The following is a 15864-nucleotide window of genomic DNA, read 5'->3' on the forward strand; positions in this document are numbered from 1 at the left end:
GCCAGCCGAATCCACTTGAGCAGCGGACGTGCCTCGACTAGGGGCTTGGCTTTAATGACATCGACGCAATCCTCATCTGGCACCTCACGGGAATATCCCGCAGGTTCGCTGGCCTTTCCGCATCGCGATCTGCTGGGCATTGGCCAGCTGGAGCGCCACGAAATCCTATTCCTGCTCGATGAGGCGGAACAATGGGTGGATTTGAACCGCCAGACCGCGAAGCATAGCGATGCTCTGGCTGGTCTGACGATCATCAATGCATTCTTTGAAAACTCCACGCGGACGCTGCTGAGCTTCGAGATTGCGGGCAAGCGTCTGGGCGCGGATGTCGTCAATATGCATGCGGCGCAATCGAGCGTGAAAAAAGGTGAGACGCTGATCGACACCGCGATCACGCTCAATGCTATGCGTGCCGATGCAATTGTCATCCGGCACGGTTCCAGCGGCGCGGTCGAATTGATTGCGAGCAAGGTCGATTGCCCGGTACTGAATGCCGGCGACGGGCAGCATGAGCATCCGACACAGGGCCTGCTCGACGCGCTGGCTTTGCGTCATGCTTTGCGCGAGCGCGGACACAATGCCGATGATTTCACCGGTCTCACGGTCACTATCTGCGGCGATATTCTGCATAGCCGCGTTGCGCGATCAAATATTCTCTGCCTCACCGCACTTGGCGCATCAGTGCGCTTGTGCGCGCCGCCAGCGCTGATGCCTGCAGAGGTGGAAGCGATGGGCGCTCAGCCATTTAGCAATTTTGATGCGGCATTGGATGGTAGTGACGTCGTAATGATGTTGCGGCTTCAGACCGAGCGTATGGAGGGCCAGTTCATCCCTTCCGCGCGCGAATATCATCATCTGTTTGGCCTCACTCAAGACAGGCTGCAGCGTGCTGCACCCGATGCACTGGTTATGCATCCCGGCCCGATGAATCGCGGGGTCGAGATTGATAGCGAAGTAGCCGATATGATCGGCCGATCTATCATTACGCGTCAGGTTGAGATGGGCGTTGCGATCCGGATGGCAGCGCTCGATGTGCTGACACGGAAAACTCGCGGTGTCGAAGGCTGGGTTGAACCTAAGGAGCGCTGGGCATGAAGCAGCGAGCGCCCCTAACGATAACAAATGGCCAGATTGTCGGGGCCGATGGCCTGACTTCTGGCGCGGTTCGCTGCGTCGATGGTCTGATCGACAGCATTGGCGATGTAACGCCGCAGGATGGCGACAGCGTCGTTGATGCGAAGGGTAAGTTGATAACGCCCGGTCTCGTCGATTTCGGTGTATTTGCGGTCGATAAGCCTGCGTTTCACTTCGGCGGGATTACCCGCGCCGCAGTGATGCCCGATCAAAGTCCGCCGCTTGACTATCCATCCCGCGTGCGGCTGGTCGCCTATAGCGGAAAGCCCGATCTGTGGGTCCATCCCCTAGCAGCGGCAACCAAGGGGCTTGAGGGAAGTGAACTGGCCGAGATTGGCCTGATGAAGGATGCCGGTGCGCGCGGCGTAGCAACCGGGCGCGGATGGATTGCAGATTCGGGCGCAATGCTGCGGTTGTTACAATATGCAACGATGCTCGATTTGGTCGTCGTGTCGCATGCCGAGGATGCCGGGCTGTCGGGAACCGCTGCGGCTACCGCAGGAGATATGGCAACGCGTTTGGGGCTACCCAGTGCCCCTGCCGAAGCCGAAGCATTGGCCGTCGCGCGCGATATCATGCTAGCCGAAATGGCCGGGGCGAGACTGCATATCAGACAGGTAACAACCAAAGCGTCGCTTGATCTGGTGCGCGCAGCAAAGGCGCGTGGTATTCAGGTGACCGCTGGCGTCACGCCTGCGCATTTCATGCTGTCCGATTTGGCGACAGCCGAGTTTAGAACCTTCGCTCGTCTATCACCTCCTTTGCGCAGCGAAAGCGACCGAAATGCTGTGATCGCGGCAATTGGCGACGGAACGATAGACGTTATTGCATCGGGTCACGATCCCCGCGGACCGGAAGACAAGCGTCTGCCATTTGCTGATGCAGAGCCGGGTATGGCTGGCGCGGAAACGCTGCTGGCCATGACGCTGACATTGCTACGTGATAATGTGATTGATATGGCGCGTGCTTTCGAACTGCTCGCAGCCAATCCGGCCAAACTGCTCGGTGTCTCCTGCGGTCAAATCGAAACAGGTCTTGAAGCGGATCTCTGCATCATTGATCCGGAGAAGCCATGGATTATTGACTCAAGCCAAATGGCGGCAAAAGGCGGCAACACGCCGTTCGACCATCAGCCGACACAGGGCAGGGCGCTGTCAGTGTTCAAAGGCGGTGTAGAAATTACCGCTTGAGCGGGAACAGCTTGCCGTAAGTCAGGCAACGCCACAGCCATTCGAGCGGACCGAAGCGGAACCGCGCCAGCCATGGCTTGGACCACAGCAGCATGATCGCCCAAGCGACCAGAACCACGATGTAGAGTTGTGGCCGGTTGAGTTCGCCCCACAGCCCGCCAGCCCATGGATGGAAGATCAGCATCATCAGCACCGATGTGCCAAGGTAATTGGTGAACGCCATGCGGCCGGCTGCCGTAAAGCGTTGACCCAGCCAGCCTGTTGCCTTCGGTCCCCACAGCGCGAGTAGCATCGCAAGCCCCAAAACCATGAAGACTCTAGGTAGGAAAGAGAACCCCATGAATGCGGCGATGCTCCCCCAATATGTAATTCCGCTTCCCAGCGCCCAGAGAGCCACTGGAATGGTAAGCGCGGTGCCAAAGATCAAAGATATCCATCCCCATCGACGCTGCGTGCCCGGATCAATCCCGCCGCTGAAGACGCCGATACGGAACAAGCCCATTCCCAGCAGCATCAGCGGGAAGGTTTCGAAACTGAACATCAAAATGTTGATGAAAGGCAGCCACCCGTGCTCATTGAATCGATGGGCAACTATGTCGCCATAGCTGCCATCAATATTGATCGCAGCTTCAGCCGCGTCGTCAGCCATTTGATTGGCGACTTCTTTCTCCAACTCCGCTCGCTGTTCGAGCATGGCACCTTGATCGCCAAATGATGTTTCGGTGACAAAATACGGGAATGTCATGAACACCGCGAACATGATTGCACCAACCACATAACCGAGTGCACCGACGATGAGCTGGGTCTTGGCCTTCCAACGGAGGCAGGCCATCGCTGCGAAGCCGACGACGGCATAAAGGATCAGGATATCACCGTGCCAGATCAGATAATAATGGATCATTCCGAAGATCAGCAGGAAAAACAGCCGCCGTGCCTGCAACCACCGGGTTTGCCCTTTTTCCCAGGCTTTCTCCATAAACAGCACCAGTCCGGCACCGAAGAGTAGCGTGAAAAGACCGCGCATTTTGCCGTCGATTAGAATGAACTGGACCACCCACATCCAATTGGATGCCTCACCATGCGGGGTCAGGAATGCCTCAGGCCACATATAGGCTGACATCGGCTGCCCGAAGGCTACAATATTTGCGGCCAGAATGCCGAGTACCGCAATGCCGCGTGTGAAATCCAAGCCAAGCAGGCGTGGTGCTTGTGTCGCGGATGCAGGCAGGACCTGCTCGCTATTGCTGTCGGTCATTCAAATTCCCCTCACGGCGCGGCGATAGCACCACGCAGCAGCGGGGGGAAAGGCAATTGTGGAGAGCTTAGCGGGTAACCAAGCAATCCTGTCCGCTACGCTTTAGCGTATTGCACGCTGTTTGCGCGCTAGACCGGCTCGGATAGCCGCCAACTTGCAGCTTCACTACGCGGCCGGCGGGAACAACGAACTTCTTCTTGCCCGACAGAACCGCCTTGCCCGACAGGCGCGACCAGAGACGGTCGGCATTGCTGCGCACACCGAATGCACCGAGCTGAACCCGCCATGGGCCGCTTGCGCTCGCTGAATTTGTAGCAACGCGGCGCGGGGCTGGTGTGGCCACACGCGGTGCAGGTGGCTTCGGTTTAGGAGCAACTTGCGCCGTTCGTACCGGAGTGGTTCGTGCCGGTGCGGCCTGTGTAGGTACTACGAAGTCAGCGCCCGCGCGGGCGGGGCTTTCGGTGCCAGTCACACGCGCTGCCTCGGCTACGGCAGTTTGTGCCGCAGCGACTGACGGCGGAACTTTCATTGTCTGGATCGGCTGCGGAATGCGCGTTACCGAGCTGGGTAGCGGTGAATGCGCAGGCGCGCTCGCTTGCCTGGTCGGCGTCGCAGCAGTGGCCGGTTTGACCGTCACGCCCAATTCGTCCGAAGCTATCTGCTGCGCCAACTTAGAGCTTGCGTCACGCTGTAGCTTTTGCGCCAGTACCTGTGCTTCCTGACGCTGGGTTAGCGGAATAAAATCATCCATTTGCGTGATCGCAGGTTTGGCTTGCGCAAATCCCGCAGAGTTCGACAGGGTCATCAGCGCATAGGCGCGTACCCAATCCTTACCCACCAGATCGCCATTGAAGTGCCCGATACCGAGCAAATATTGCGCGCGCGGATTACCGCGCTCAGCAGCTTTGATGATGTAAGGCATCGCCTCTTCACGGCGGCCGCTTTGGAACAGCAGCAGGCCGTATGTGTCGGTTGCTTTGATATGCCCCTGCGCCGCAGCTTTGGCGATCAGGATTTCCGCCTGCTTCGAGTTTTGCTCGACGCCGCGGCCCAGGCGGTAAGCCTGCGCCATGTTGAACTGCGCATCGGCATTGCCCTTCGCGGCCAGGTCACGCCATTCACGCACCGCGGTTTGATAGTCGCCGCGGTTCCATGCTTCATATCCAGCATTAAGCTCGGCCACGGCAGGGGCGGCGACTGCCAGTGTCGCAGCGACTGCGAGGAAAGAGAGTGCACGTGATCGTATCATAGCGTCGAGAGACCCTTATTAAGCTTGGTCTGATTCATTTCGTTACCGTGGCGTCCCTATAGTGAATGAGGCGTTAGCATTTCGTTTCCATGGTGACTTCCCCGTTAACCATGTCTGCAATCACAGGGAGTTAGCGACTCAAAACCGGTTTCACCCTTCATGCCACGTTCGTCTCGTTAACTCAAAATTAGGGGTATCCTGCGATCTCAACATCCGAACCGCAATCGTGCGGCTTTGTATGTAAACGGATTCTAGGGGGACCAGGCCTTGCGAGTACTGGCATTAGCATCGCAAAAGGGTGGCTCGGGTAAAACCACTCTTTCAGGACATCTGGCAGTGCAGGCGCAACGCGCCGGTGCAGGTCCAGTGGTTCTCATCGACATCGATCCACAAGGGTCGCTGGCCGATTGGTGGAATGAGCGCGAAGCAGAATATCCTGCGTTCGCCCAAACCACAGTCGCACGTCTTGCGAACGATCTTCAGGTTCTGCGTCAGCAGGGCTTCAAACTGGCCGTGATCGACACGCCGCCAGCAATTACTCTGGCTATCCAATCGGTTATCGGCGTTGCCGAACTGATCGTTGTGCCAACCCGCCCGAGCCCGCATGATTTGCGCGCTGTGGGTGCTACGGTTGATCTGTGCGAACGCGCAGGCAAGCCGCTGGTGTTCGTGGTCAATGCCGCAACGCCGAAAGCCAAAATTACATCGGAAGCTGCCGTCGCGTTGTCACAGCATGGCACCGTTGCTCCGATCACGCTTCACCACCGCACGGACTTCGCTGCCTCGATGATCGATGGCCGTACCGTGATGGAAGTCGATCCCGAAAGCCGCAGCGCTGCCGAAGTTACCGCGCTGTGGAACTATATGGCGGACCGGCTTGAGAAGAATTTCCGTCGCACAGTGTTTGCGGCACCGGGTTCGGTATCGCAAGTTGCGCCGGCTCACCGTCCAGGCGGAGGCTTCGGCCGCCGCGTCGCTCAGTAATCGGGGGATCAGGACAAGCGTCATGGACGACACGAACTTCGCCTCTCTCAGCCCGACTTTGCTGGCCCGTAAGGGCGGCGCGAAGCCGGCTATGCGCCCGCAGCTGGCGCCGCTGACAGCAGGCAGTGCTGCACAAAGCCTGGAAGATCTGGGATGGAACGATATGGGCGCGGATGATGATGCGCCCAAACATGATGCCGAGGTCGCGCATCTCACGCCTGCTCCGGCTAATCCTGAAGCGGACGCCGAAGCGCAAGAACTGGCTGAACAGGCTGAAGCCGCGCTGACCGACCTTTTGGTTGAAAAACCCGAAGTTCGCCGCCAGCAAGAAGGTCTCTACGCGACGTTGAGCCCTGCTGAGGCTGGTCCCGGCGAAGGCCATGAATTCGAAGCAGACGATGAGCCAGAGCAGCTAGAGGATCAGCCCGCTCAGGTCGAACCAGAGCCCGTTCAAGAAGTGGCTCAAGAGGCCGTTCCTGGGGTTGCACCTGCAGAAACGCATGTGAAATCATCGCGCAAGCGCCGCTCGGCTTTGGATCGCGGCAAGCGCGCTGCCTTTACTCTGCGTCTCGACGCGGACCGCCATCTGAAGCTTCGTCTCGCCTGCACGCTGCGCAATCGCAGTGCACAGCAATTGGTGACCGAAGCTCTCGATCATCTGCTCGGCGATATGCCTGATGTGGATTCACTCGCCGCGCAAGTGCGCACCTAATTTTGACACGAAGACCAAGAGCAAGAGGGAAACAGACAATGCCCAAGATAGCCAAACAGAACCGGGCCATCATGCTGGCCGTTACGACTGCCCTTGCGACCACCACTCTGGCTGGTTGCGCATCGCAGGCTGCACCGCGCGCTGACTTCTCTGCGCAAAAAGCGCAGAGCGCTCTGGTCAAAGGTAAGACAAGCAAAGCGATCGCCCATGCGGAAGAATCCGTATTGGCTGAACCGCGCAATGCGGGTTACCGCGCAATGCTTGGTGCCGTTTATATGGAAGCAGGCCGTTTCCAGTCGGCAGCGACGAGCTTTAAAGACGCAATGACGCTGGGTGATGATAGCTCACGCACGGCGCTTAGCTATGCCCTTGCGGAAATCGCAGCGGGTAACAATCCGGCGGCACTTGCGGTTCTGAGTGATCACCGCGATTCGATTGATCCGGCCGATCTTGGTCTGGCATTCTCACTCGCAGGCAATCCAGAGCGCGGCATCCACGTATTGGGCAACGCCCTGCGTTCGGGCCAGACAACTCCAAAGGTCCGTCAGAACCTTGCATATTCTTACGCGCTCAAAGGTGAGTGGCGTGCGGCTCGGTTGATGGCGGCAGAAGATGTGCCAGCAGATCAGGTCAGCGACCGGATCGGCGAATGGGCGCAGACTGTTCGCCCGGAACACTTCCAGACACGCGTTGCGACGCTGCTCGGCGTGCCGTTGGTCGGCGATGCCGGTCAGCCTGCGCAATTGGCGCTATCGAACGCAGTGACCGCAGAGCAACTCGCGGCTGAGGCAACTGCTCCAGCTCCGGTCCAAGTCGCCGAAGCGGCTCTAGAGGCTCCGCGTTACATTTTGCCACCAATGGGCGGTGAGCTTCCAGCAGTTGGCGATGAGCCAGCGTCAGAGTTCGCGCCAGCTCCAGCTCCAACACCAGTTGTCGCCGCTGCACCTGCACCTGCAGACGCACCGGAGCAATTCGCTGATGCGTTTGCGGAGCCGACACCAACCGGTGCAACGCTTGCTGATATCACCAACAGCGCGGTTCGTTTCGTATCGAACCCTGTGGTCCAGAAAATGCCCGCCAGCGTGGCGGCCAAATCTCATGCTGAATCGCGTCCAGCGGTTCAGGGTGAGCATTTGATCCAGCTCGGTTCGTTCACCAGCGAAGCCGGTGCAAAGCGCGCATGGGGCATCTATGCTAAGCGTTATCCGCAGCTGAAAAACTATGACATGGTCATCACCGAAGCGCGCGTGCGCGGTAAGCGCTATTTCCGCGTTTCCGCTGGCGGTTTTAAGAATGCCAGCGCACGCAGCATGTGTTCGACGGTCAAGGCCAAAGGCCAAGGTTGCATAACTTGGGCGGCAAATGCTCCGCTTCCGGGTGCAGTTGATCGCGGTGTACGGATGGCCAGTCGCTAATCCAGACCGGCAAATCAGGTCGGTTCTGCCGACTTCTGAAAAAATTGAATAGCAGCGAGAGCGCTCTTCCGACCTAGGGAGAGCGCTTTTCGTTAACAACTCTTTGCAAATGATTCTCAAAAGCGCTTGCTATTGCGAGTAAGTCGCATTACTTCTCTTTCTATTGAAGGAGATTGCCCGCGTGTACATCTGCATTTGCAACGCCATCAAAGAAAGCGATTTGCGCCGCGCTGCGTGTGCTGGGGCGAGTGCGAAAGATGGTGATGTAGAGGCAGTCTATGCAGCGATGGGCAAGCGCCCCAATTGCGGCCAATGCCTCGAAGATGCTCAAGCGATTGTCGATGAAGAGCGCGAAATGGCGCTCATGCCGGCCTACGCCGAGTAAATTCGCGCTCCATTTTCTACTAACGCAAATCACTCGCAAGTGGCGGAATTCCGCCGTTTTTTCGACTTTTCCGCTTGCTAATTCGGCTCCTCACGGCGCATAGACTGCGCCATAATTCCGATTTGGACCCAAGCAGGAGACGTGCCGTGAAGGGCGACGAAAAAGTCATCGATTTTTTGAACAAGGCGCTTACTAACGAGCTGACCGCGATAAACCAATATTGGTTGCATTACCGCGTCCTTGATGATTGGGGCGTGACCAAGCTAGCTGAATATGAGCGGCACGAATCAATCGACGAAATGAAGCATGCCGATATGCTTGCGGAACGGGTTCTGTTTCTCAACGGCCTGCCGAACTTTCAGGCGATCCACAATTTGCGCGTCGGCGAAACGGTCGAAGAAATCCTCAAGGCGGATCTCGCGGTTGAACATGACGCAATCCCGCTGCTTAAAGATGCTGTGGCCTATTGTGAGAGCGTGCGCGACTTTGTCAGCCGCGATCTGTTCGCCAGCATCCTTTCCAGCGAGGAAGAGCATGTCGACTTCCTCGAAACCCAGTTCGATATGATCGAACGCATGGGGCTGGAAAACTACGTGCAGTTGCAAAGCCAGGCCGCTGGTGAAGGCGGCGAGGGGTAATTACTTCTCGCTTTTACGGGGGTTAGTAACCAATTCTCTCTCGCGCAGCTGCTCAAACACTTCTGCTGCAATATCCCGTGAGAACGGCCAGTCAGGGTGGTCGTCGTCAATATACAATGCTTCTCCGTCACGCTCGTTGAGGCAACGGCCGGTGTTGTCGCTGCACACCATGGGTGCGGTACGCACGACCGAGATCGCTTCATTCTGCTCCAGCCGGTCGAACATCGCGATCACGTTACGATTGGCGTCCAGATAGGCGTCGTAGCTGGTTGTAAGCGGTTCGTCTGGTCCGATACTCATCTGGCGGCGGCGGGCTATGGCGCGTTTCACCAACCAGCCCGCTTCTGGGATTGTATCGATAACGACGAGAGGCACATCCTCCGACCAATCAAGTAGGGCAAACTCGACTCGCTTAACTGGGTTGTCGACCAACTCACCGTCCGCGACCATCGGCATTGACGGACCAAATTCCTGACCACCCTCGCGGTTGTTGAACGGGTCACCTTGAATAAAGCGCCGCCAGCGGCTGGATAGAATTACCGGTGCGGGGAAATCGCGCGTCAGCTGACGTGTTTGTGCCTTTAGTTTTGAACACGTCTCCGATTGGCGGGTGCGCGCGACGTTCTGGACCGGCATACAGCCGCTTTCCCACAAGACGATCAGGGTCAGATTGTTGCTACCGGCTATCTTACCCACGGCTTGCGAGATTGATCGCGCGTGGGAATCACCGATCAGGTAGATAGTGTTTCCCGGTTCGTAACACGCTTCGATCTTCGCGCGCAAAGCGTCCGGCTCTCGCTCGGAAATGATGCATTTACCCTTCAAGCCGCCGGCATCGGCCTTGCCGTCAATCAATTCGCGCACCTCGGGTGAGAACCGTCCAACGAAACCATCAGAAAAATACAGCCCGACGCCAATGATGAACGTCACGGCCAGCGTGATGAAAGAGCCGACAAAAATCTGTTTCTGGCTAAAGAGTGATCGGTCACGGAAGGGTGCCTCGACAAAGCGCCAGCTAAGGTAAGCAAGGCCCGCGCTGATTAGGATTGCAATGGGCATCATGATACCGGAGGGATCGGCGATATAGAGATGCCGCGCATAGGCAAAGACTGGCTGATGCCACAGATAGGCGCTGTAAGATGCCAGGCCGATAGCAACCATTGGCTTCCAAGCAAGAACGCTACGAACAAGCCCGCCGTCGCGTGCAAATAGAACAATCATCACCGTGCCAAGAACCGGTGGAACTGCATAGAGGCTGGGGAAGGGCGTGGTGGAATCGAGCCAGAAGATCGAACCAAACACCAGCATAAAGCCGGCCATGCTCCCAATTTCGCGAGTGGATGCCGACCAATTCGCGGGGATGCGATGCAGGAAAATCGCTGCGAGTACCCCGCTGAGTAATTCCCACGCGCGCGTGTGCGGGTAGAAGAATGCGATGTCGGGGTAGGCGTGCACGGTCAGTTCAGCCGCCGCGAAGCTGGCAACCAAAAGGCCTGCGAAGATCGCAGATGCCCGGCGCGCGCCGAGCTTCCACAGCGCGAATATCAAGATCGGGAAGACCAGATAGAACTGCTCTTCGACCGAAAGGCTCCAAGTATGGATCAGCGGCTTAAACTCGCTGAGTGCGTCGAAATAGCCAGTCTGGCGAGAGAACACGATATTGGACAGGAAGGTTGCCACCCCCGCCATGCTGCTACCCAATCGCTTTATATCCCCCGGGAACAGCAACACAAAAGCGATTAAAACGGTGCCGAGCACCATCGCGAACAAAGCCGGGAATATCCGCCGCGCGCGGCGCTCCCAAAACTCGAGGAATGAGAATTTGCCCTGATCGAGATCCTTCAGGATCAGCGAGCAAATCAAATAGCCGCTGATAACGAAGAACACATCGACGCCGACAAAACCGCCGGAAAACAGCGAATAGCCCGCGTGGTACAGAATGACCGCAACAACCGCGACAGCGCGTAAGCCGTCAATTTCAGGCCGGTAGGAGAATGCAGGCAGGACTACCATACGCGACCCTTTAGCGCTCCGTCCGTTCCTGCTTCGAAGCTTGCTGGCGGATGTGATACGGGTTCTTGGCGCTCTTCAGCCCGACGCGGACCGGCACTGCATCAAAGCCCAAATGCTTGCGGATCCCGTTGACCAGATAGCGCTCATAGCTTGTCGGCAGCGAGTCCAGCCGCGTCCCGAACACCACAAAACGTGGCGGGCGTGTGCCAACCTGCGTAATATAACGCAGCTTGATCCGCTTGCCGCCGGGGGCAGGGGGAGGGTTGTTGTTAAGCGCATCATCGAACCAGCGATTGAGTGCTGCGGTCGGCACGCGTTTTGACCAGTTGCTGCGGTGCTCGAACGCTGCACCCAGCATCGTGTCGATGCCTTTGCCGGTTTTGGCGGATACAGCGAAGAGCGGCACGCCGCGCACTTGGGCCAGGCCTTCATTCAATGCCTCACGAATGCCGTTGAACAGGCTGGAGGCATCCTGCGCGATGTCCCACTTGTTAATCGCAATCATCAGCGCGCGGCCCTCCTCGAGCACTTGCGAGGCGATTTTGAGATCCTGATGCTCGAGGCCTTGTGTAGCATCGAGCAGAAGCACCACCACTTCCGCGAAATCCACGGCCAATTTGGCATCTTGGACCGCTAGCCGCTCCAGTTTCTCTGTGACTTTCGCGCGTTTGCGCATCCCGGCGGTGTCAATCAGGCGGATATCGCGCTCTTCGCCGCTGCTTGGATCGGTCCATTTCCAGTCAACAGCGATTGAATCACGCGTGATGCCCGCTTCGGGGCCAGTTAGCAGGCGATCCTCGCCCAGCATCCGGTTAATGAGTGTCGACTTGCCCGCGTTCGGTCGCCCGACAATGGCCAGCTTCAGCGGGCCGGTATCAGGCTCGTCTTCCTCGAAAAATTCCTCGCCAGCAGCTTCTGCGGCGGCGCGGGCTTCATCGACTGCCAGCTTCTTATTGTAGGCGATCTCGGCTTTTTCGGCCGCGATGAGTGCTTCGCTATCGCCAATGATCGGCCAGAGCGCGCCGAACAGATCGGCAATCCCTTCGCCATGTTCTGCGGAAACCGGGATGGGGTCGCCGAAGCCAAGCGCGTAGCTTTCATAAATGCCTGCTTCGGCAGCTTTGCCTTCGGCTTTGTTGCAGACCATCACCACGGGCACTTTCTGACTGCGCAGCCACAAAGCGATTTCTTCGTCCAGCGTGGTGACGCCAGCGCGTGCATCGATCACCATCATGGCAGCATCTGCGCCGACCAGGCTGACTTCGGTCTGCTTGCGCATCCGGCCCGGCAGCGTGTCAGGATCGTCATCTTCCCAACCTGCTGTATCGACGACTTCAAACTTTAGTCCGGCGATCTCTGCTTCGCCGCTGCGCCGGTCGCGAGTCACACCCGGCTGATCGTCGACGAGCGCCAGCTTCTTCCCAACCAAGCGGTTGAAAAGCGTGCTCTTGCCGACATTGGGCCGGCCAATAATGATAACTTGCGGAAGCATGATGGGCCGCAGGTGGCGGTTAATGCCGCGAATGGCAAGGCTTGTGAGTACCACTGCGGCTTATGGTTATTTCCGGTTAACCTTGTCCGGCAGGGTGGTTGCAACCCTAACGCATCATTAGCGATGTCATGTTGAAGGGAATTTCCAAATGTGTTGCGCTGGCAGCCTTGGCGGGATCGATGCCGCTATTGGCCGACAGCGCTGAAGCACGCGTAAGCGTCAGCCAATCTCGCGAATTGCCGCCTTACCTACAATGCGTACCATATGCGCGTGAGGTTAGTGGAATCAGTATCTACGGCGATGCCTACACGTGGTGGAAGCAAGCCAAGGGCAAGTTCAAGCGCGGCAACCGGCCCAAAGTCGGTGCCGTGATGGCGTTCCAACCGCATGGCAATATGCGGCTGGGTCACGTGGCTGCGGTCAGCAAGATCGTAAACAGCCGCACCGTTCTGCTGCGCCATTCCAATTGGTCACCGATCAACGGACGCCGCGGTCAGATCGAGAATGATGTACGCGCGGTTGATGTTTCGCCCAATAACGACTGGAGCCAGGTTCGTGTGTGGTATCACCCGATTCAGGCGCTGGGTAAAACGGCATGGCCGATCCACGGTTTCATCTATTCAGACAAGGCGCCGAAGTTTGAAACGCCTTCGTTTGTCGCGCCAAAGCCGAGAATGCAGATCGCCAGCGCGCCAGCGCCAAAGCCGGTATCGCGTGCACCTTCGCAAGCTTTTGCCAGTGCTTTCGCCAACATATCGGCCAAGCCAGCGCAAAAAGCGGCATCCCGCAGACAGCCTCTTCGCACGGTGCCTAAAACACGCGTCGAGAGACGAAATGCGGATGATCGCGTGAGTGCTGCTGTTTCACTCTACGATTAGAGAGTTTTTGTTTAGCCCTGCGGGCGCGATGCATCCGCCTCGCTTGCTTCTTCGTATAAGCTCGGGCGGCCGGTCGGCCTTGCGGTCAGCTAGTCGCTGACCGGGATTGAGCGCTACCAATACGGCTTGGAATAGTCCGGTTTCCGACTAGGAAATCGCAAGCGCGACCGTGCGCCGCCCGGTAGGGCGGAAGCCTAAGCGAACGGATGTGAGCGCCGGCGCCTGAGGCTAAACACACAAAACGCCCGGCGACTGAGGGTCTATAAAAACAATAGATCTACTTTTTCGCCACAGGCGGCTCGTCGCCCAGATCTTCGTACCATGCTTCAACCGGGCCTTTTAGCTTGATCGTCAGCGGCTGACCCTTGCGGTCCAGTGTTTTGCCCGCTTGCACACGCACCCAACCTTCGGAGATACTATACTCTTCGATATCGGTACGTTCTTTGCCTTTGAACCGGATGCCGATGCCGCGTTGCAGCTTCTCACCGTCAAACGCCTTGTTGCGCGGATTCACAGAAATGTGATCGGGGGGCACATCTGGCCCGGTTGAAGTCGGGGTCTCTGGGCTCTCTGGAGTGTTTTCGTCGCTCATAAGCGCCCGATAGTCGGACATTGTGTGTGTCGCAAGGCCCCGCACGCCACAGACCGTGCTTGCCCTTTTCATCGGGGCCTTTTAAGGGCGCACCCTTGCTCGCGAGTCTAGCGCTCGTGCGGCTTCGTTCGTGTGCGGGCGTGGCGGAATTGGTAGACGCGCTGGTTTTAGGTACCAGTATCTTACGATGTGGGGGTTCGAGTCCCTTCGCCCGCACCATTTTCTGCACGGGTTTCCCGTTGTGGAACGAGTCGAATGCTCAGAAATTTGTGATTTTATAAAGGTTTAAACAGCGCATCATGCAAATCAAAGAGACCACGAACAAAGGCCTCCAGCGCGCCTATACGGTGACCATTCCCGCGGCAGATATTGCCAGCCGGATCGACGCAGAGATCAAGAAGATTGCCCCGCAGGTCAAAATGCCCGGCTTCCGTCCCGGCAAAGTTCCTGCGAATCTGGTCAAGAAAATGCACGGCGAGCAGCTTCACGCGCAAACCGTCAATGATGTGATCCGCGAATCGGTCGACGAACTGATGAAAGAAAAGCAGCTTCGCCCAGCGATGCAGCCTGCGATCGACCTCGAAGAAGGTTATGAGGAAGGCAAGGATGCCAGCCTGACTGTGGAACTCGAAGTTCTGCCAGTCATCGAAACGCCTGACATCGACAGTTTGAAGCTTGAGCGCCTGACCGTTCCGGTTAGCGACGATGCGGTTGATGAAGCGGTCAAGAACATCGCTGACCAGCAGAAGAGCTACAAAGACGCGCCGAAATCGAAAAAAGCCGGCGACGGTGATCAACTGATCATCGATTTTGTTGGCAGCATCGATGGCGAAGAATTTGAAGGTGGCAAAGCAGAAGACGCGCCGCTGGTAATCGGTTCGGGCCAATTCATTCCCGGCTTCGAAGAGCAACTGACCGGCGCGAAGACCGGTGATGAGAAAACCATCACTGTGACTTTCCCTGAAGATTATCAGGCAGAGCATCTTGCCGGTAAAGATGCGCAATTCGCGATCACTGTGAAGCAAGTCAAAGTCGAAGGCGAAAGCAAGATCGACGATGATTTCGCGACTTCACTCGGCCTCGACAGCCTCGACAAGCTTAAAGAGCTTCTCAAAGGCCAGCTTGAGCAAGAGACAAACGGTCTGACTCGCACGCAGATGAAGCGCCAGCTTCTTGACCAGCTGGCCGCCGGTCACGATTTCGATGTGCCTGAAAAGATGGTCGATGCGGAATTCGACCAAATCTGGGCCCAGCTTCAGCAAGAAGCCGCGAAGGACGAAGATCCTGACGGCGCGCTGAAAGAAATCGAAGCCGAGAAAGACGATTACCGCAACATCGCCGAGCGCCGTGTGCGTCTTGGTCTGCTGCTCAGCGAAATCGGCCAGAATAACGGTGTTGAAGTCAGTCAGCAGGAAATGAGTATGCTCATCCAGCAAGCGGCTCAGCAATATCGCGACGAAGACCGCGAGCGCTTCATCCAGTACATCCAGCAAGAGCCAATGGCTGCTGCCCAGCTTCGCGCACCTCTATATGAGGACAAGGTCGTCGACTTCCTGTTCGAGAAAGCCGATGTCACCGAACGCGAAGTGACCAAGGAAGAACTCGAAGCTGCTATCGAAGCAGACGAGGAAGCCGAGGAAGCAGCAGCGAAGAAAGGTGCCAAGAAGAAGCCAGCGGCGAAGAAGAAAGCCCCGGCTAAGAAAGCCGCACCGAAAAAGGCAGCTGCCAAAAAAGCACCAGCCAAGAAAGCCGCTCCTAAGAAGGAAGCTGCGAAGAAGGCTCCGGCTAAAAAGGCAGCCGCCAAGAAGGCTCCGGCCAAGAAAGCAGCCGCTAAACCTGCAGCAAAGAAAGCCCCGGCTAAGAAGCCTGCAGCGAAAAAAGCACCTGCCAAAAAGGCTGCTGCAAAGAAAAAGTAAGGACCAAGCCT

Annotated in this window: 14 protein-coding genes and 1 tRNA gene; 10 read left to right on the forward strand and 5 right to left on the reverse strand. The window is 57.4% G+C overall.

The genetic code is table 11. The features are described from left to right. Positions 1-54 precede the first annotated feature (54 nt). Together J9777_RS00790 and J9777_RS00795 are read left to right on the forward strand one after the other, a co-directional pair. Entirely contained in the window at positions 55-1095 is a 1041-nt protein-coding gene (locus J9777_RS00790; protein ID WP_209346910.1) for an aspartate carbamoyltransferase catalytic subunit, read from the forward strand. After that, entirely contained in the window at positions 1092-2324 is a 1233-nt protein-coding gene (locus tag J9777_RS00795; protein WP_209346911.1) for an amidohydrolase family protein, read from the forward strand. The genes J9777_RS00790 and J9777_RS00795 overlap by 4 nt, the downstream gene beginning before the upstream one ends. Here the strand turns inward: J9777_RS00795 and J9777_RS00800 are convergent. Both J9777_RS00800 and J9777_RS00805 read right to left on the reverse strand, forming a co-directional pair. Further along, complete coding sequence (locus tag J9777_RS00800) at positions 2314-3579, reverse strand: DUF418 domain-containing protein (RefSeq protein WP_209346912.1); 1266 nt, start codon at positions 3577-3579, stop codon at positions 2314-2316. The genes J9777_RS00795 and J9777_RS00800 overlap by 11 nt on opposite strands. A gap of 67 nt (positions 3580-3646) precedes the next feature. Next, positions 3647-4828 carry an SPOR domain-containing protein gene (locus J9777_RS00805; RefSeq protein ID WP_209346913.1) on the reverse strand — a complete coding sequence of 394 codons (1182 nt, stop codon included), beginning with the start codon at positions 4826-4828 and terminating at the stop codon, positions 3647-3649. Between the two features lie 267 nt (positions 4829-5095). On the opposite strand from J9777_RS00805, the gene J9777_RS00810 reads away from it, so the two are divergent. From J9777_RS00810 to bfr, 5 genes are all read left to right on the forward strand, one after another. Beyond that, positions 5096-5812 carry a ParA family protein gene (locus tag J9777_RS00810; RefSeq protein WP_160613258.1) on the forward strand — a complete coding sequence of 239 codons (717 nt, stop codon included), beginning with the start codon at positions 5096-5098 and terminating at the stop codon, positions 5810-5812. Between the two features lie 22 nt (positions 5813-5834). Further along, positions 5835-6524 carry a hypothetical protein gene (locus J9777_RS00815; protein WP_209346914.1) on the forward strand — a complete coding sequence of 230 codons (690 nt, stop codon included), beginning with the start codon at positions 5835-5837 and terminating at the stop codon, positions 6522-6524. A gap of 38 nt (positions 6525-6562) precedes the next feature. Then, complete coding sequence (locus J9777_RS00820; RefSeq protein WP_209346915.1) at positions 6563-7939, forward strand: SPOR domain-containing protein; 1377 nt, start codon at positions 6563-6565, stop codon at positions 7937-7939. Between the two features lie 181 nt (positions 7940-8120). Then, the gene (locus J9777_RS00825) at positions 8121-8324 is read left to right on the forward strand and encodes a (2Fe-2S)-binding protein (RefSeq protein WP_209346916.1); all 204 of its coding nucleotides are present in this window, start codon (positions 8121-8123) and stop codon (positions 8322-8324) included. Positions 8325-8470: 146 nt separating this feature from the next. Continuing rightward, positions 8471-8962, forward strand: coding sequence for a bacterioferritin (gene bfr, locus J9777_RS00830; RefSeq protein WP_209346917.1), 492 nt, complete (start codon positions 8471-8473; stop codon positions 8960-8962). On the opposite strand, the gene J9777_RS00835 is transcribed toward bfr, so the two are convergent. Together J9777_RS00835 and der are read right to left on the reverse strand one after the other, a co-directional pair. Continuing rightward, complete coding sequence (locus J9777_RS00835; RefSeq protein ID WP_209346918.1) at positions 8963-10975, reverse strand: acyltransferase family protein; 2013 nt, start codon at positions 10973-10975, stop codon at positions 8963-8965. Positions 10976-10985: 10 nt separating this feature from the next. Continuing rightward, positions 10986-12467: a ribosome biogenesis GTPase Der gene (der, locus tag J9777_RS00840; RefSeq protein WP_209346919.1), complete on the reverse strand. Its 1482-nt coding sequence runs from the start codon at positions 12465-12467 to the stop codon at positions 10986-10988. Between the two features lie 128 nt (positions 12468-12595). Here der and J9777_RS00845 point away from each other — a divergent pair, with 128 nt between their 5' ends. After that, positions 12596-13345 carry a CHAP domain-containing protein gene (locus tag J9777_RS00845; RefSeq protein WP_209346920.1) on the forward strand — a complete coding sequence of 250 codons (750 nt, stop codon included), beginning with the start codon at positions 12596-12598 and terminating at the stop codon, positions 13343-13345. Positions 13346-13622: 277 nt separating this feature from the next. Here J9777_RS00845 and J9777_RS00850 read toward each other — a convergent pair whose 3' ends face one another. After that, complete coding sequence (locus tag J9777_RS00850) at positions 13623-13937, reverse strand: DUF3297 family protein (RefSeq protein ID WP_209346921.1); 315 nt, start codon at positions 13935-13937, stop codon at positions 13623-13625. A gap of 134 nt (positions 13938-14071) precedes the next feature. Here J9777_RS00850 and J9777_RS00855 point away from each other — a divergent pair. Both J9777_RS00855 and tig read left to right on the forward strand, forming a co-directional pair. Further along, a tRNA-Leu gene (locus J9777_RS00855) sits at positions 14072-14156 on the forward strand. Between the two features lie 80 nt (positions 14157-14236). Then, positions 14237-15853, forward strand: coding sequence for a trigger factor (gene tig, locus J9777_RS00860; protein ID WP_209346922.1), 1617 nt, complete (start codon positions 14237-14239; stop codon positions 15851-15853). Positions 15854-15864 lie beyond the last annotated feature (11 nt).

The organism is Pontixanthobacter sp. CEM42 (assembly GCF_017812015.1).
Lineage (GTDB): Bacteria > Pseudomonadota > Alphaproteobacteria > Sphingomonadales > Sphingomonadaceae > Pontixanthobacter.